Origin of the sequence: Pseudomonas extremaustralis (assembly GCF_900102035.1) — a bacterium.
Lineage (GTDB): Bacteria > Pseudomonadota > Gammaproteobacteria > Pseudomonadales > Pseudomonadaceae > Aquipseudomonas > Aquipseudomonas extremaustralis.
Map to the genome: position 1 here is coordinate 4300200 of NZ_LT629689.1, position 15590 is coordinate 4315789.

Here is a 15590-nt window from a genome sequence, read left to right on the forward strand (position 1 = left end):
ATCCTCTAACTTTTAACCTTCACCGTTCGCGTTATCGGCGTCTTTCGGCGCCAGACGACCGCGAAAATCAATCAGGCCGTCGACAATGGCCAAAACCACGAGTAACGGATAGATCAGCTGCATGAACAGCAACATCGTCACGTACAACCCCACCAGCCAGAACCTGGCCAGGCGCTTCTGCGCCACCAGCCCGTGAATCAGGGCCAATCCGGCAAACACCAGCGGTACGCTGCAAAACAGCACCAGCAAGGCCGCCTGCGAACCTAAGTACGGTCCGACAGCCATGAGTGCCAGCAGCAACATCGCCGGGCCCACAGGGATTCTGATGCTGCGAAATTCGCGACCAAAACCACCTGGGTTGTACAACAACGCCTGCCAATAACGCCCAAGCATCAGGCTCAGCACGCTGACGATCTGCATCATTACCGCCATCAGGCCGATCAGGGCCGGTGCAATCAGTGTCGCAAGTCGCGCTCGCTCTTCTACCGAAAGCTGCTGGTAGAGTTCCCCGAGGGCCATCGGCAAGACCTTGACGATCTCCTGCGACAGCGCCTCGATCTGCGGGCGGAAAGCCGCGTCAAGCAACACCGAAAACACCAACCCCAATGCCACGCTGACCAGCAGCGTGCGGACCCAGGACTCACTTGCGCGCAAAACCAACGCAAGGCTCGACGATCCCAGCAGTACCAGAAGTACCTTGGGTTCGCCCAGTTGCAGCCACCAGATCAAGGCGGCCAGCACTCCCAGGGCCAGAACGCCAACGGCGTCCTGCAAACCGCGCCGCAGCAGCACAAGGCAACCGGCGGCAGCACCCAACCAATAAAGCAACGGCAATACCGCACATCCAGCCACTACCAGAGTGGCCTGCACACGACCGCGCATGATGAACTCAGCTAAGGCGCGCATGCATTCAATCCCTTACTACTTGTCGACTGCCCGGTCTCAGCGGCCGTGGCTGTCGGTGTAGGCCAGCAGGGCCAGGAAGCGGGCGCGCTTGATAGCGGTGGCCAGCTGACGCTGATAACGTGCTTTGGTACCGGTGATACGGCTAGGAACGATTTTGCCGGTCTCGGATACGTAGGCTTTCAGAGTGTTGAGATCTTTGTAATCGATCTCTTTCACGTCTTCAGCGGTGAAGCGGCAGAATTTACGACGACGGAAGAAACGTGCCATTTGATAGGCTCCTTAAAAGGTCCGTGGATTACTCGTCAGCGTTATCGCTGTTGTCGCTGTCATCACTATCAACGCTATCAGCGCCTTCGTGCTCAGGACGGTCGCGACGCTCACGGCGCTCACTGCGGTTTTCTTCAGCCTTGAGCATCTCGGATTGGCCGGTAACGGCTTCTTCGCGACGGATGACCAGGTTACGGATCACTGCATCGTTGTAGCGGAAGTTGTCTTCCAGCTCGGCCAGGGCCTTGCCAGTGCACTCAACGTTCAGCATCACGTAGTGAGCCTTGTGAACATTGTTGATTGCGTAGGCCAGTTGACGACGGCCCCAATCTTCCAGACGGTGGATTTTGCCGCCGTCTTCTTCGATCAGCTTGGTGTAACGCTCAACCATGCCGCCGACTTGCTCGCTTTGATCCGGGTGGACCAAAAAGATGATTTCGTAATGACGCATGAATGCTCCTTACGGGTTGTAGCCTGCCGCTCAAAAACGGTCAGACAAGGAGTGAATGACACTTATGGATCCTGCCGCGGGGAGGCACATCGGTGCCTGCCAGCAAGGCAAGGGGCGCAATTGTAGAGAAGGGGGAGAAAGGGCGCAAGGTGATTGGTGATTATTTGAACAATCATCCTGTGCGGGAGCCGGCTTGCCAGCTCCCGCACAGGGCGCAGGTCAGGACTTTTTGGTCTTGGCCTTGGCGCCGCGCTGGCGCTGGGCTTCGAACAGGCACACGCCGGTCGCGACCGACACGTTGAGACTGCTGACGCTGCCCGCCATCGGCAGGTGCACCAGGTAATCGCAATGCTCGCGGGTCAGGCGACGCATGCCCTTGCCTTCGGCCCCCATGATCAGGATGGTCGGGCCGGTAAGGTCCTGGTCATAAATGCTGACCTCGGCCTCGCCCGCCGTGCCCACGACCCACAGGCCGCGCTGCTGGAGTTTCTCCAGGGTGCGCGCCAGGTTGGTCACGGCCACCAACGGAATCACTTCCGCGGCGCCGCAGGCGACTTTACGCACCACAGGCGTCAAGGTGGCCGACTTGTCTTTCGGCACGATCACCGCCAGCGCACCGGCGGCATCCGCCGAACGCAGGCAGGCACCGAGGTTGTGCGGATCGGTCACGCCGTCCAGCACCAGCAGCAGCGGCGCGCCTTCGGTGCGGTCGAGCAGCTCGTCGAGCATCGCTTCGCCCCAGACCTGGCTTGGACTTACGTCCGCAACCACGCCCTGGTGAACGCCCTCGACCCACACATCCATTTCGCGCCGCTCGGCCTGGCCGATGGCGACTTTATTCGCATTAGCCAGCTCGACCAGCGCCTGTACGCGCGGCTCGCTACGGCCTTCGGCCAACCAGACTTGCTTGACGCGCTTGGGATGGTGACGCAGCAGTGCTTCTACGGCGTGTACGCCGTAGATTTTTTCCAGACTCATGACTTGGCCTTAGGTTTGCGCGACCCGCCGCTTTTGGCGGGAGCCGAACCCGCTTTTGGCGGGCCTTTACGGTGTTTACTGGGCTTGCTCGACGGCTTTTCCGCCCCGTGGGACTTTCCCCCAGACGCCGCTTTACCACCGCTTTTGGCTTCGTTGAGCAACTGCTGCTTCAACTCGCGGCTCTTGCGCAGTTCGGCGTTTTTCGCCGCTGCGTCGCTTGGACGGTAGGCTTCGGGCACCTTGTCCTTGACGGACGGACGACGACTTGCCTTGGCAGGTTCAGGCTCTGCCACCACTTTCGCCGAAGCACCTTTGCCTTTGGACGCAGGCGCAGCGGTGTCGTTGCCACGTTTTTTGCGGCCGATCGACGCGTCGATGGTTTTTTCCGACATGCCAAAGTCGATCTTGCGCTCGTCGAGATCGACGCGCATGACCTGCACTTCCACTGTGTCGCCCAGACGGAAACTGCGACCGGTGCGCTCGCCCGCCAGACGGTGATGCACAGGATCGAAGTGGTAGTAGTCACCCGGCAAGGCGGTGACATGCACCAGGCCTTCGACGTAGATGTCGGTCAGTTCGACGAACAGGCCAAAGCCGGTCACGGCCGTGATCACACCCGGGAACGACTCGCCCACGCGGTCCTTCATGAACTCGCACTTGAGCCAGTTGACCACATCGCGGGTGGCTTCGTCGGCACGGCGCTCGCTCATGGAACACTGCTCGCCCAACTGTTCCAGGGCCGCTTCGTCGTACGGATAGATCCGCGCCTTCGGAATGGTCATGGCACCGGCGCGCTTGACGTGCGGGGTGTTCTGCTTGGAATGGATCACACTGCGGATCGCCCGGTGCGTGAGCAAATCCGGGTAACGGCGAATCGGCGAGGTGAAGTGGGTATACGCCTCGTAATTCAGGCCGAAGTGGCCCTGGTTGTCGGCGCTGTACACCGCCTGGCTCAAGGAGCGCAGCATGACGGTCTGGATCACATGGTAATCCGGACGATCCTTGATGCTGGCCAGCAATGCCTGGTAGTCCTTCGGCGTCGGGCCGTCCTTGCCTTTGTGCAGGGACAGGCCCAACTCGCCGAGGAACGCGCGCAGCTTCTCCAGACGCTCCGGCGGCGGGCCGTCGTGCACCCGGTACAGCGCTGGAATTTCGTGCTTCTTCAGGAATTCCGCGGTGGCCACGTTGGCCGCCAGCATGCATTCCTCGATCAGCTTGTGCGCATCGTTGCGAGTCGTCGGGGTGATCGCCGCGATCTTGCGCTCGGAACCGAAGATGATCCGGGTTTCCTGGGTTTCAAAATCGATCGCGCCACGCAGGTGACGGGCCCCCAACAACACCTTGTACAGCGAGTAGAGCTGCTTGAGATGGGGTACCACATGCCCGTACTCACCGCGCAGGGCTTTGGCCTCGCTGGTTTTCGGCTGTTCCAGGATGGTGCTGACCTTGTTGTAGGTCAGGCGCGCCTGGGAGTGGATCACCGCTTCGTAGAACTGGTAATCGGTCATTTCGCCGGTTTTCGAGATAGTCATCTCGCACACCATGGCCAAACGGTCGACTTTCGGGTTCAGGGAGCACAGGCCGTTGGACAGCTGCTCAGGCAGCATCGGGATCACGCGCTCAGGGAAATACACGGAGTTACCGCGGACCTGGGCTTCGTTATCCAGCGCCGAACCGATCTTCACGTAGCTGGAGACGTCGGCAATTGCCACGTACAACTTCCAGCCGCCGGAGAACAGGCGCAACTTGCCGGGCTTGGCCTCGCAGTAGACCGCATCGTCGAAGTCGCGGGCATCTTCGCCGTCGATGGTGACGAACGGCAGATGACGCAGGTCGATGCGTTTCTCTTTGTCCTTTTCTTCGACTTCCGGCTTGAGCTTGGCGGCTTCCTTGAGTACGGCTTCGGGCCAGACGTGAGGAATATCGTAGGTGCGCAGCGCGACGTCGATTTCCATGCCCGGCGCCATGTAGTTGCCGACCACTTCAACGATATCGCCCTGGGGCTGGAAGCGCGGGGTTGGCCAGTGGGTGATTTTCACCTCGACGAACTGACCGACCTTGGCGGCGCCATTACGACCCGGCGTCACCAGTACTTCCTGCTGGACCTTGGGGTTGTCGGGAATGACGAAGCCGATCCCACCCTCTTCGAAGTAACGACCGACGATGGACTCGTGGGCACGGGACACCACTTCGACGATCACGCCTTCGCGGCGACCGCGACGGTCCAGGCCCGATACGCGCGCCAGGGCACGGTCGCCATCGAACACCAGGCGCATTTGCGCCGGGCTCATGAACAGATCGTCGCTGCCGTCATCCGGGATCAGGAAGCCGAAGCCGTCACGGTGGCCGGCAATGCGCCCCAGGATCAGGTCGAGCTTGTCCACCGGCGCATAGGTGCCACGGCGGGTGTAGATCAATTGAGCATCGCGCTCCATGGCACGCAGGCGGCGGCGCAGGGCTTCGAGCTGGTCTTCGGTGGTCAGACCGAACTCTTCAACCAGCTGCTCGCGGCTAGCAGGCGAACCCCGATCGGCGAGATGCGCCAGGATCAGTTCGCGGCTAGGAATAGGGTTTTCATATTTTTCCGCTTCACGAGCGGCCTCGGGATCGAGGGACTGCCAATCGGCCATTAGAGAATTTTCACCTTGTCTATATGAGGGTTAGTTTGGCATACGCGTATTGAAACGGGAAATTTCAGGCATCAACAAGCGTTTAAAAGCCTTTTGTAGCCCCCGGAACGCACCTTGCACGACCGCTGGTGAAATTTTCCAGGATTTTTTGATAGCAGGGGTTTACAGCCTGAAGGCCTCTCCGTATAGTGCGCGCCATCGACGACGGCAACGTTGAAGATGCTGCCCAGATGGTGAAATTGGTAGACACGCCAGCTTCAGGTGCTGGTGACCGCAAGGTCGTGGAAGTTCGAGTCTTCTTCTGGGCACCAATTCAAAACTTGAGGTTTGAACCTTGAGTGTCCCAAAAACCCGCGAAAGCGGGTTTTTGCGTTCAGGGCCTTTGATTTTCAACGGAAAACTTGATTTATATTTTTGAATCAGGGGTTTACAGATCAAAAAGCCCTCCGTATAGTTCGCCCCATCGACAGCGCAAGCGTTGTCGATAATGCCCAGGTGGTGAAATTGGTAGACACGCCAGCTTCAGGTGCTGGTGACCTTACGGTCGTGGAAGTTCGAGTCTTCTCCTGGGCACCACATTCAGATCAAACCCGCGAAAGCGGGTTTTTTCGTTTCTGGGGCGTAAAACTTTTCCATCGATCCCCCCTCCACCCGCATTTGAGAAGCTTTATCGTTTATCCTTGCAACGATTTGTTGCATTCAAGCGAGGAAACTTCCGGATGATGATCCGCGACACCCATCTCAAGACATCCCTTCTACGCGGCCTGGGCATCACCCTGCTCGGCCTGATCCTGCTCTCGCCCACCGCCTATTGCGCCGACAAGATTTCCCTGACCCTGTACAACGGGCAACACAAAGAAGTCGGCGATGAGCTGGCCAAGGCCTTCGAAGCCAAGACCGGTATTCACGTCAATGTACGTAAAGGCAGCAGCAACCAACTGGCCAGCCAGGTCGTCGAAGAAGGCAACCGCTCCCCCGCCGACGTGATCTACACCGAAGAATCGCCACCGCTGAACAAACTCGGCGAACAGGGCCTGCTGGCCAAAATCGATGCCAGCACCCTCGACGTACTGCCCAAGGACTACGTCGGCAGCAATGGCGACTGGATGGGCGTGACTGCACGCACCCGCGTCGTGGCCTTCAACCCGAAACTCATCGCCGAAAAAGACCTGCCCAAATCCGTGCTGGATTTCGCCGCCCCCCAGTGGCAAGGCAAGGTCGGCTTCGTGCCCACCAGCGGCGCGTTCCAGGAACAGGCAGTCGCGATCATCAAGCTGCACGGGCGCGAAGCCGCTGAAGAATGGCTGACCGGCCTGCGCGCCTTCGGCAAGGTGTACAGCAACAATATGGTCGCCCTTAAAGCCGTGGAAAATGGCGAAATCGCCACCGTGCTGGTGAACAACTATTACTGGTTTGCCCTGAAGAAAGAAAAAACCAACCTGGACTCACAACTGCACTACTTCACCAACGGCGATGCCGGCGGCCTGATCACCGTTTCGTCAGCAGCAGCGCTGAAATCCAGCAAACACCCGCAAGAAGCCCAACAGTTGCTGGCGTTCATGGTCAGCGAAGAAGGCCAGCGCGTGATCACCAACACCTCGGCCGAGTACCCGCTGCGCAAGGGCATGGAATCCAATCGTGGCCTCAAGCCTTTCAGCGAGCTGCAACCGCCGAAAGTCACCCCGGCCGATCTGGGCAATGCCGAAGAAGCCCTGGACCTGGAACGTGACGTTGGCTTGAACTGATGACCCCATCGCTCTCCACCCCCGCCCTGCGCAGGGGGCGCAAGCACCCGTCAATCTGGCTGTTGCTTCCTGTGCTGTTCCTGGTCGGCCTGAGCCTGCTGCCGCTGGTGTATGTCGGGCTCAAGGCCTGGCAAGCCGGCTGGGCGCAGGCGGTGCATCTGCTGTGGCGGCCCTATGTCTTCGGGCTGCTACGCAACACCCTCGCACTGATGGTCGGCGTGACCGTGGCCTGCGGCGTCATCGGCCTGTCCCTGGCCTGGATGCTGGAACGCAGCAACCTGCCGGGGCGGCGTATCTGGGGCGTGGTCCTGTGCCTGCCCTTTGCCGTGCCGGCGTTTGTCAGCAGCTTTACCTGGGTGTCGCTGAGCGCCAACTTCGAGGGGCTCGGCGGGGCGATCCTGGTGATGACCCTGTCCAAATACCCGCTGGTGTTCCTGCCGGTGGCGGCGACCCTGCGCAATCTGGATCCCTCCCTGGAAGAGTCGGCCCGCACCCTGGGCCTGAATCGTTGGGGGGTGTTTTTCCGCATCACCCTGCCCCTGCTATGGCCATCGCTGCTGGCCGGGGCGCTGTTGATCGCGCTGCATATGTTGGTGGAGTTCGGCGCACTGTCGATCATCGGCCTGCAGACCTTTACGACCGCGATCTATCAGCAATTCGAGCTGGAATTCAGCAATGCCAACGCCGCGATGCTCTCAGCGGTGCTGCTGGTGATGTGCCTGACCCTGCTGTGGCTGGAACTGCGTGTACGCGGCAAGGGTCGACACGTACGCATCGGCCAGGGCGCGGCGCGACATGCAGAACAGGTTCGACTGGGCAAGTGGGTAGCGCTGGGCCAAGCCTATTGCCTGGCGCTGGCGATCATCGGCAGCGGTATTCCCTTGGGGATGCTCGGTTACTGGCTGGCCGTGGGGTCGTCGGCGGCGTTTCCGGTGGCCGAGATCGGTGCGGCGCTGTTGTCCTCACTGGCACTGTCGCTGGGCGGCGCGGCGCTGTGCCTGGTGCTCGCGGTGCCGGTAGGGCTGCTGGTGGTGCGCTACAAGGGCACGCTGGCGATCTGGGCCGAGCGCCTGCCGTACTTGCTGCATGCCCTGCCCGGCCTGGTGATTGCGCTGACACTGGTGTACTTCGCCTTGCATTACGTGCCGGCGCTGTATCAGACCTCGGCATTGCTGCTGATCGCGTATGCATTGCTGTTCCTGCCCCTGGCCCAGGCGCCGATACGCACGGCCTTGAACAAGGCCGCGCCGCAACTGGAAGAGGCCGCGCGCACGCTGGGTGCATCGTCGTTCAGTGCGTTTTGCCGAGTGACCTTGCCGATTATTTTCCCGGCATTGGGTGCGGCGTTCGCGCTGGTATTTCTCGATGCGATGAAGGAATTGACGGCCACATTGCTGTTGAGCCCGACAGGGTTGAACACCCTGGCGACGGCCGTGTGGGCGCATACCTCGAATGTGGAATTCGCGGCGGCGGCGCCGTATGCGGCGTTGTTGATTCTGGTGTCGGGGTTGCCGGTGTATTTGCTGACGACGCGAATGTATCTGAGCCGCTGAAACCGTTATCGGGAGCTTGCTCCCGATAACGCCAGCCCAGGCAACACTAGGCCCGGAACTGCCCCAGGCTCGCCTTCAACTGCGCCGCCAACCCATCCAGCACCTTGCCACTGGCGGTAGTCTCAACCACCGCCTGCGCAGCGCGCTCGGCCTGGGCATGGATGACCTCGACCCGCCCACGCACCGCGTGCGCGCCCTGGGCTTGATGCTCGGCCGCGCGCGTGGCCAGGCCGATTGCCGCATGCACCTGTTCCACCGACGCCTGTACGGTCTGCTGCAAGCGCACACTGTCACGCAGCACCACCAATCCTTCATTGGCCTGGCGTCCGGCCTTGCCGATGGTTTCCACCGCCTCACGCGCGCCCTGCTGCAACGCGACGATATGCGCCTGGATATCGCCGGTGGAGCTCTGGGTCTTGCTGGCCAGCGCACGCACTTCGTCCGCCACCACCGCAAAGCCGCGCCCGGTCTCACCGGCACGCGCCGCCTCGATCGCCGCGTTGAGTGCCAACAAGTTGGTCTGCTCGGCAATGCCGTGGATCACCGTGAGTACGACTTCGATCTGTTCGCTTTGCTGCGCCAGGCGCTCAATCACTTGGGAGCCCGCTTGTACCTGCCCCGCCAGCGCTTCGATCAGAGTGCCGACTTGCGCCGACGTGCGCGAGTTCTCATCAGTAGCCTGGCGAATGTCCACCACTTGCTGCAACGCGGCTTGCATCGCATGGCTTTCAGACTGGGCCGCATCGGCCATTTGCGACAGTGCGCGCAAGCTCTCCGCCACCTCATCACGCTGCAGTCCGGCTGCGGCATCGGCACCGGCATTGCGCAAGGTCATGGCGCCGATTTCCACGCCGGTACGCTGGGCCACATCGCCCGCCTCGCGCACGATCGGCTGCAACTTATCCACAAACCGATTGACCGCCGAAGCCATGGCGCCAATTTCGTCCTTGCTGTTGATCTGTACACGCTTGGTGAGGTCGCCCTCACCCGCCGCCAAGTCATCCATGGCCGCAATCAATAGCTTCAGGCGATTGACCACCCGCCGCCCCAGTACCACGGCGATCAGCAGCAATACGCCAAAACCGACAACAGCCAGGCCCATGCCGATACGCCAGCGCAAGGTGCCCGCGGCCTCTTGCACGGCGCTGGTGGTGTTGGCGGTCATCTGGGTCGCAGTGGCTTGCGCAGACTGCAAGCGCGCGCCCATGGCTGCTGCGCTATCCGCCGCAGCGCCTTTGAGACTGTCGCCGACCAACTGATCCCCGCTGGCGATCAATGCCGCAAAGCGCTTATCCAACGCCAGCAGGTCGGTTTCTACCGCGGCGGTCGAAACCCCCATGCGGACCTTGCCAATCTCGACGCCGTTGGGGCTGATGGATGCTTCGACGTAGTACACGGAAGCGTCCGATTTGGCGGCGTCCAGCAATTTGTCCAGGGCGCGGTCACCCTTGCCCTTTTCCAGCAGGGCCTGGTTGATCGGGTTTTCCCGGTTCAGGTAACGGGTCAAGTGCTCACCGGCAGCATCGTCGTAGACCACGAACAGCACGTTGGGATTGCGCTGGGCCCGTCGGGCGAACTCCGACAGCGTCGGCACATCGTTGTCCCACATGGCGCGAGGCGCCACGGAGGCCAACAGTTGCGCCATATCGTTAGCGGAGTCTTGCAGATCTTTTTCCAGGGTCGCACGCAGTTGTTTCTGCTCTTCCTGCAAGCGCGCGGAAAGCCCTGCGGTCAGGCGCTGACGGGTACTGGCGGACAAACTGTCCAGGCTGGATGTGACTTCCTTGCCGGCCTGAGCCAATTCGCCCGACAATTTCTGACTGTCGACCCCCAGGCGATTGCCCAAATCGGCTTCCAGCGCCGTGACCGTGCTCCGGGTTAGAGCGACCGCTACGAGCACCTGCACCAAAAGAGCGATACCTAGGGTAACGAACACCGGCCGCAACAGACGGCTTTGTAACAACGAGAGAACGGCAGACATCGGGAATCCCTCCACCACGGGTGCCATTAATTTGATAGCACCGCGAAAGAGGTAAACACAGCAAGGGTCGTGCCGCATGCAGAGCTGAAACGACGAAGGGCTCCCGAAGGAGCCCTTTGCTTTCTACATCAACAGCTTATTAAGCGAACGGGTGGCGCAGAACGATGGTTTCGTTGCGGTCCGGGCCCGTCGAAATAATGTCGATTGGCGCACCGATCAGCTCTTCGACACGCTTGATGTAAGCGCGAGCGTTAGCTGGCAGCTCTTCCAGGGTTTTGGCGCCCACGGTCGATTCGGTCCAGCCTGGCACTTCTTCGTAGACCGGCTGCAGACCCACATAGCTGTCAGCATCAGTCGGGGCAACCGCCTTGCCTTCTGCATCTTTGTAGCCAGTGCAGATGTTGATGGTTTCCAGACCGTCGAGTACGTCCAGCTTGGTCAGGCAGATGCCCGAGATGCTGTTCACATCGATAGCGCGACGCAGGATAACCGCATCAAACCAGCCACAACGACGGGCACGACCGGTAGTCGCGCCGAACTCGTGACCTTGTTTGGCCAGGTGCGCACCGACTTCGTCGAACAGTTCAGTCGGGAATGGGCCCGAACCTACACGCGTGGTGTAAGCCTTGGTGATGCCCAGGATGTAGTCCAGGAACATAGGACCAACGCCCGAACCGGTCGCAACGCCGCCAGCGGTGGTGTTGGAACTGGTCACGTACGGGTAGGTGCCGTGGTCGATGTCCAGCAGCGACCCTTGGGCGCCTTCGAACATGATGTCCTTGCCGGCGCGACGCAGGTCGTGCAGCTCGGCCGTCACGTCCAGCATCAGCGGCTTGAGCAGTTCAGCGTATTCCTTGCACTCGGCCAGGGTCTTTTCAAACTCGATGGCTGGCTCTTTGTAGTAACCCACCAGCATGAAGTTGTGGTATTCCACCAGTTCACGCAGTTTTTCTTCAAAGCGCGGCATGTTGAGCAGGTCGCCCACACGCAAGCCGCGACGTGCAACCTTGTCTTCGTAGGCCGGGCCGATGCCGCGACCGGTGGTGCCGATCTTCAGCTCGCCACGCGCCTTTTCACGAGCCTGGTCCAGCGCAACGTGGAAGGACAGGATCAGCGGGCAGGACGGGCTGATACGCAGGCGCTCGCGCACCGGTACGCCTTTCTCTTCCAGCTTGGTGATCTCGCGCAGCAGGGCATCCGGTGCAACCACGACGCCGTTGCCGATCAGGCACTGTACGCCTTCGCGCAGCACGCCCGATGGGATCAGGTGCAAGACGGTTTTTTCACCATCGATGACCAAGGTGTGGCCAGCGTTGTGGCCGCCTTGGTAGCGCACTACGGCGGCAGCATGTTCGGTCAGCAGATCAACGATCTTGCCTTTGCCCTCATCACCCCATTGGGTGCCCAGGACTACGACATTCTTACCCATAACACTTGTCCTCATTCGCGCAAACTTGGTGCCGGCGATGGCCGACAGGAAAACTCAAGAAGCCAGTGGCGATACTTGCCAAAGCCCGTTCTGCAGAATCAATTGCCGGTCGCAGTCCGCTTCACGGGCGGCGGCCAATGGCTGCCCAGGCAAGGCCTGGACGACACGCTGACCCTCACTGCGCAACTGGCAAACCTTTTGCCAGAGTGCTGCATCCGTACTGTCAGGCATCCAGATGCCACCCGACGGCAGCTCGACCTCAGCACGCCCCAGGGTCACCAGGGTTTTCAAATCGGTGGAAAAGCCGGTGGCCGGACGCGCGCGACCGAAGTCGGCGCCGATATCGTCGTAACGACCGCCTTGGGCGATGGCCTGGCCAACTCCCGGTACAAATACGGCGAACACCACACCGGTGTGATAGTGGTAGCCGCGCAACTCGCCCAGATCAAAATACAGCGGTAACGTCGGGAAACGTGCCGACAACTGCCCGGCAATCGCAAACACGTCATCCAGTGCAGCCAATACCGGCGCCGGCGCATTGGCCAGACGCTCACGCGCTTCTACCAGGACTTCACGACCGCCGCACAGGTTGACCAACGCGCGCAGCATCCCGGCCAAGTCGGCAGGAACGCCTTCGGTCAGGGCGACGACTTCATCGATAGCCTTGCGTTGCAGAGCATCGAACAACTGTTGCTCCGCGGCACCGGACAATCCGGCCGCACGGGCCAAGCCACGGTAGATACCGACGTGGCCCAGGTCCATGTGGACATCGGGAACATCAGCCAGTTGCAGCATGGCCAGCATCAGGCTGATCACTTCAACGTCGCTGCTCGGGCTGGCATCGCCATACAACTCGGCGCCCAGTTGGATCGGGCTGCGCGACGACGACAACGCCCGAGGCTTTGCATGCAGCACGCTGCCGGCGTAGCACAGACGGCTCGGACCTTCGCGACGCAGGGTGTGCGCATCGATGCGCGCCACTTGCGGCGTGATGTCGGCACGGAACCCCATTTGCCGGCCCGACTGCGGGTCGATGACCTTGAAGGTGCGCAGATCCAGGTCCTGGCCCGCGCCGGTCAGCAGAGATTCCAGGTACTCGATATGGGGGGTCACGACAAACTCGTAACCCCAGCTCTGGAACAGATCCAACACCTGGCGACGCGCTACTTCAATGCGCGCAGCTTCTGGTGGCAGTACTTCTTCGATGCCATCTGGCAGCAGCCAGCGGTCTACCGTTGCCATTACGCCATTCCCCTATGATCCGGGCGGCCAGCCCTCGGCCGAGCCTTGAGTGAAGCAGAAAATACCCGCGCCCCGCATAAACCACGCGCAAGAGCGACGTGACGAACGGCCTGCAAACGGCCTCGTCGGGCACTTTCCTCGAAAAACCTGTCACGCCTGCCGAATCAAACATACAGACGCAAAAAAGCCGGGAATTTCCCGGCTGCCGCATCATACACCCGTTTTCTGAAAGGATCACCCCGCCAGGCGTTTTAGCCGCCCGACGGGAGTGACACCTACAGAATCACAGGCTGGTTACTTGGACTTTTCCAGGTAGCGGAAGAAATCACTGCTTGGGTCCAGCACCATGATATCGGTTTTGTTCGCGAAGCTTTCACGGTAGGCACGCAGGCTACGGTAGAACGCGTAGAACTCCTGGTCCTGGCCGTAGGCCTTGGCGTAGATCGCCGCTGCTTGAGCGTCACCATCACCACGCGCCTCTTCAGACTCGCGATAGGCCTCAGCCAGCAGTACGCGACGCTGACGGTCGGCATCCGCACGAATACCCTCGGCCAGCTCGTTACCTTTGGCACGGTGCTCACGCGCTTCACGCTCACGCTCGGTGCTCATCCGCTCGAACACGCTGCGATTCACTTCCTTCGGCAGGTCGATAGCCTTGACCCGAACATCGATGACTTCGATGCCCAGCTCTTTTTCCGCCATCGCGTTCAACGAGCGCGTGATGTCAGCCATCAACGCATCACGTTCGCCGGATACCACCTCGTGCAGGGTGCGCTTACCAAACTGGTCACGCAGACCCGATTCCAGACGACGCGACAAACGCTCGTCGGCAATCTGCTTGAGGCCGGAGGTCGCCGTGTAGAAACGCTCGGCATCCTTGACGCGCCATTTGGCGTAGGCATCCACCATCACGGCTTTCTTTTCCAGGGTCAGGAAGCGCTGTGTCGGTGCATCCAGGGTCATCAGGCGGGCGTCGAACTTGCGCACCTGGTTGACGTAGGGGACTTTCACATGCAGGCCCGGCTGGACATCCGCCTGGACCACGCGACCGAATTGCAGCAGCACCGCGCGCTCGGTCTGAGCGACGATGTAGAAGCAGTTCCAGGCAGCGATGACCACGACGACACCCACAATCAGGGCGGTCAGCGATTTATTGCTCATCAACGACTCTCCCTGGTACGTGTTTGCTGTTGCAGCAAGTCAGCGGCCGCACGGGCACTCGCTTCATTGGCAGCGGCATTGGAACCGGTGGACGGTGCACTGGTACTGCTACGACCACCTTCGATCATCTTGTCCAGCGGCAGGTACAGCAGGTTGTTCTGCCCACCTTTGCTGCCGGTCACGAGAACCTTGCTGGTGTTGCTGAAGACTTCCTGCATGGTGTCCAGGTACAGACGCTGACGCGTGACTTCCGGTGCCTTGCGGTACTCGGCGACCAACTTGGTAAAGCGATCCGCCTCACCCTTGGCGCGCGAGACCACTTCGTCGCGGTAACCGTTGGCATCTTCAAGGATGCGCTGGGCCTGACCACGGGCTTCCGGCACAACGCCGTTGGCATAGGTTTCAGCCTGGTTGCGCGAACGCTGCTCGTCTTCACGGGCGCGGATCACGTCGTCGAAGGCTTCCTGCACTTCACGCGGTGCGGCTGCGCTCTGTACGTTCACCTGGGTCACGGTGATACCGGTGCGATAGGTGTCGAGGAACCGTTGCAGGCGCTCCTTGATTTCGCTGGCCATCAATTCACGACCTTCGGTCAGCACCTGGTCCATGGCGGTAGAACCCACCACATGGCGCAGGGCGCTTTCGGTCGCGTGTTGCAGGCTGATTTCCGGCTGATCGACGTTCAGCACGAAGTCCTGCAGGTTGCTGATCTTGTACTGCACGGTCAGCGGCACCTCGACGATGTTCTCGTCTTCGGTCAGCATCTGGCCCTGCTTGGTGTAGGCACGCTCACGCGTTACGTTCTCCATGTACTTCTTGTCGATCGGCGGGAAGTAGATGTTCAAGCCCGGACCGACAGTCTCGTAGTACTTGCCGAAGCGCAGCACCACGGCCTGCTCCTGCTCGTCCACCACGTATACGGCGCTGTAGAGCCATACGGCCGCCAGCACGACAAGGCCCAGGCCCAGCAGGCCATAGCCGCCACCCCTGCTTGTACGACCGCCGTCGTCACCGCCACGTTTTTTTCCACCACCGAACAACCCATTCAGGCTTTCCTGCAGCTTTCGGAAGGCCTCGTCGAGATCTGGTGGCCCCTTGCGGTCGCCATTATTGCGGCGCTTACCACCCCAAGGATCCTGATTATTCGAGTTGCCACCCGGCTCATTCCAAGCCATAGCGCTCTCCATCTGATAAAGCAAAGACGCACCCACGGCGCGCCGACCAATGCTACAGAATGCCTGCCACTG

At 60.7% G+C, this 15590-nt stretch carries 11 protein-coding genes, 2 tRNA genes and 2 pseudogenes; 4 read left to right on the forward strand and 11 right to left on the reverse strand.

Annotation, left to right across the window (positions count from 1 at the left end):
* Nucleotides 1-12: 12 nt before the first annotated feature.
* The 5 genes from BLR63_RS19855 to rnr form a co-directional block, all read right to left on the reverse strand.
* Entirely contained in the window at nt 13-906 is an 894-nt protein-coding gene (locus tag BLR63_RS19855; RefSeq protein WP_010563336.1) for a YybS family protein, read from the reverse strand.
* Between the two features lie 36 nt (nt 907-942).
* On the reverse strand, nt 943-1173 hold the full coding sequence (gene rpsR / locus BLR63_RS19860; RefSeq protein WP_002551829.1) for a 30S ribosomal protein S18: 231 nt from the start codon (nt 1171-1173) through the stop codon (nt 943-945).
* 28 nt (nt 1174-1201) lie between these two features.
* Nucleotides 1202-1624, reverse strand: coding sequence for a 30S ribosomal protein S6 (gene rpsF, locus BLR63_RS19865; protein ID WP_010563335.1), 423 nt, complete (start codon nt 1622-1624; stop codon nt 1202-1204).
* 219 nt (nt 1625-1843) lie between these two features.
* Entirely contained in the window at nt 1844-2602 is a 759-nt protein-coding gene (gene rlmB, locus BLR63_RS19870; RefSeq protein ID WP_010563334.1) for a 23S rRNA (guanosine(2251)-2'-O)-methyltransferase RlmB, read from the reverse strand.
* Nucleotides 2599-5232 (reverse strand): ribonuclease R, encoded by a 2634-nt coding sequence (gene rnr / locus BLR63_RS19875; protein ID WP_010563333.1) that lies wholly within the window; start codon nt 5230-5232, stop codon nt 2599-2601. Before rnr ends, rlmB begins: the two co-directional genes overlap by 4 nt.
* 224 nt (nt 5233-5456) lie before the next feature.
* Between rnr and BLR63_RS19880 the strand changes: the two genes are divergently transcribed.
* From BLR63_RS19880 to BLR63_RS19895, 4 genes are all read left to right on the forward strand, one after another.
* Nucleotides 5457-5543 (forward strand) — tRNA-Leu (locus tag BLR63_RS19880).
* A gap of 178 nt (nt 5544-5721) precedes the next feature.
* Nucleotides 5722-5808: transfer RNA gene (locus BLR63_RS19885), tRNA-Leu, on the forward strand.
* Between the two features lie 143 nt (nt 5809-5951).
* Nucleotides 5952-6977 carry an iron ABC transporter substrate-binding protein gene (locus tag BLR63_RS19890; RefSeq protein ID WP_010563332.1) on the forward strand — a complete coding sequence of 342 codons (1026 nt, stop codon included), beginning with the start codon at nt 5952-5954 and terminating at the stop codon, nt 6975-6977.
* Nucleotides 6977-8530, forward strand: a complete 1554-nt coding sequence (locus tag BLR63_RS19895) for an ABC transporter permease (RefSeq protein ID WP_010563331.1) — start codon at nt 6977-6979, stop codon at nt 8528-8530. Before BLR63_RS19890 ends, BLR63_RS19895 begins: the two co-directional genes overlap by 1 nt.
* 46 nt (nt 8531-8576) lie before the next feature.
* Here the strand turns inward: BLR63_RS19895 and BLR63_RS32440 are convergent.
* From BLR63_RS32440 to hflK, 6 genes and pseudogenes are all read right to left on the reverse strand, one after another.
* Nucleotides 8577-9071 (reverse strand): annotated as a pseudogene (locus BLR63_RS32440) (methyl-accepting chemotaxis protein); the annotation flags it as partial.
* Nucleotides 9072-9482: 411 nt separating this feature from the next.
* Nucleotides 9483-10589, reverse strand: a pseudogene (locus BLR63_RS32445) (methyl-accepting chemotaxis protein); the annotation flags it as partial.
* Between the two features lie 61 nt (nt 10590-10650).
* The gene (locus BLR63_RS19905) at nt 10651-11940 is read right to left on the reverse strand and encodes an adenylosuccinate synthase (RefSeq protein ID WP_010563329.1); all 1290 of its coding nucleotides are present in this window, start codon (nt 11938-11940) and stop codon (nt 10651-10653) included.
* Nucleotides 11941-11994: 54 nt separating this feature from the next.
* Nucleotides 11995-13182, reverse strand: coding sequence for an ATP phosphoribosyltransferase regulatory subunit (locus tag BLR63_RS19910; RefSeq protein ID WP_010563328.1), 1188 nt, complete (start codon nt 13180-13182; stop codon nt 11995-11997).
* A 294-nt stretch (nt 13183-13476) separates the two neighbouring features.
* Complete coding sequence (hflC, locus tag BLR63_RS19915) at nt 13477-14343, reverse strand: protease modulator HflC (RefSeq protein ID WP_010563327.1); 867 nt, start codon at nt 14341-14343, stop codon at nt 13477-13479.
* Complete coding sequence (gene hflK / locus BLR63_RS19920; protein ID WP_010563326.1) at nt 14343-15518, reverse strand: FtsH protease activity modulator HflK; 1176 nt, start codon at nt 15516-15518, stop codon at nt 14343-14345. Before hflK ends, hflC begins: the two co-directional genes overlap by 1 nt.
* Nucleotides 15519-15590: the final 72 nt, after the last annotated feature.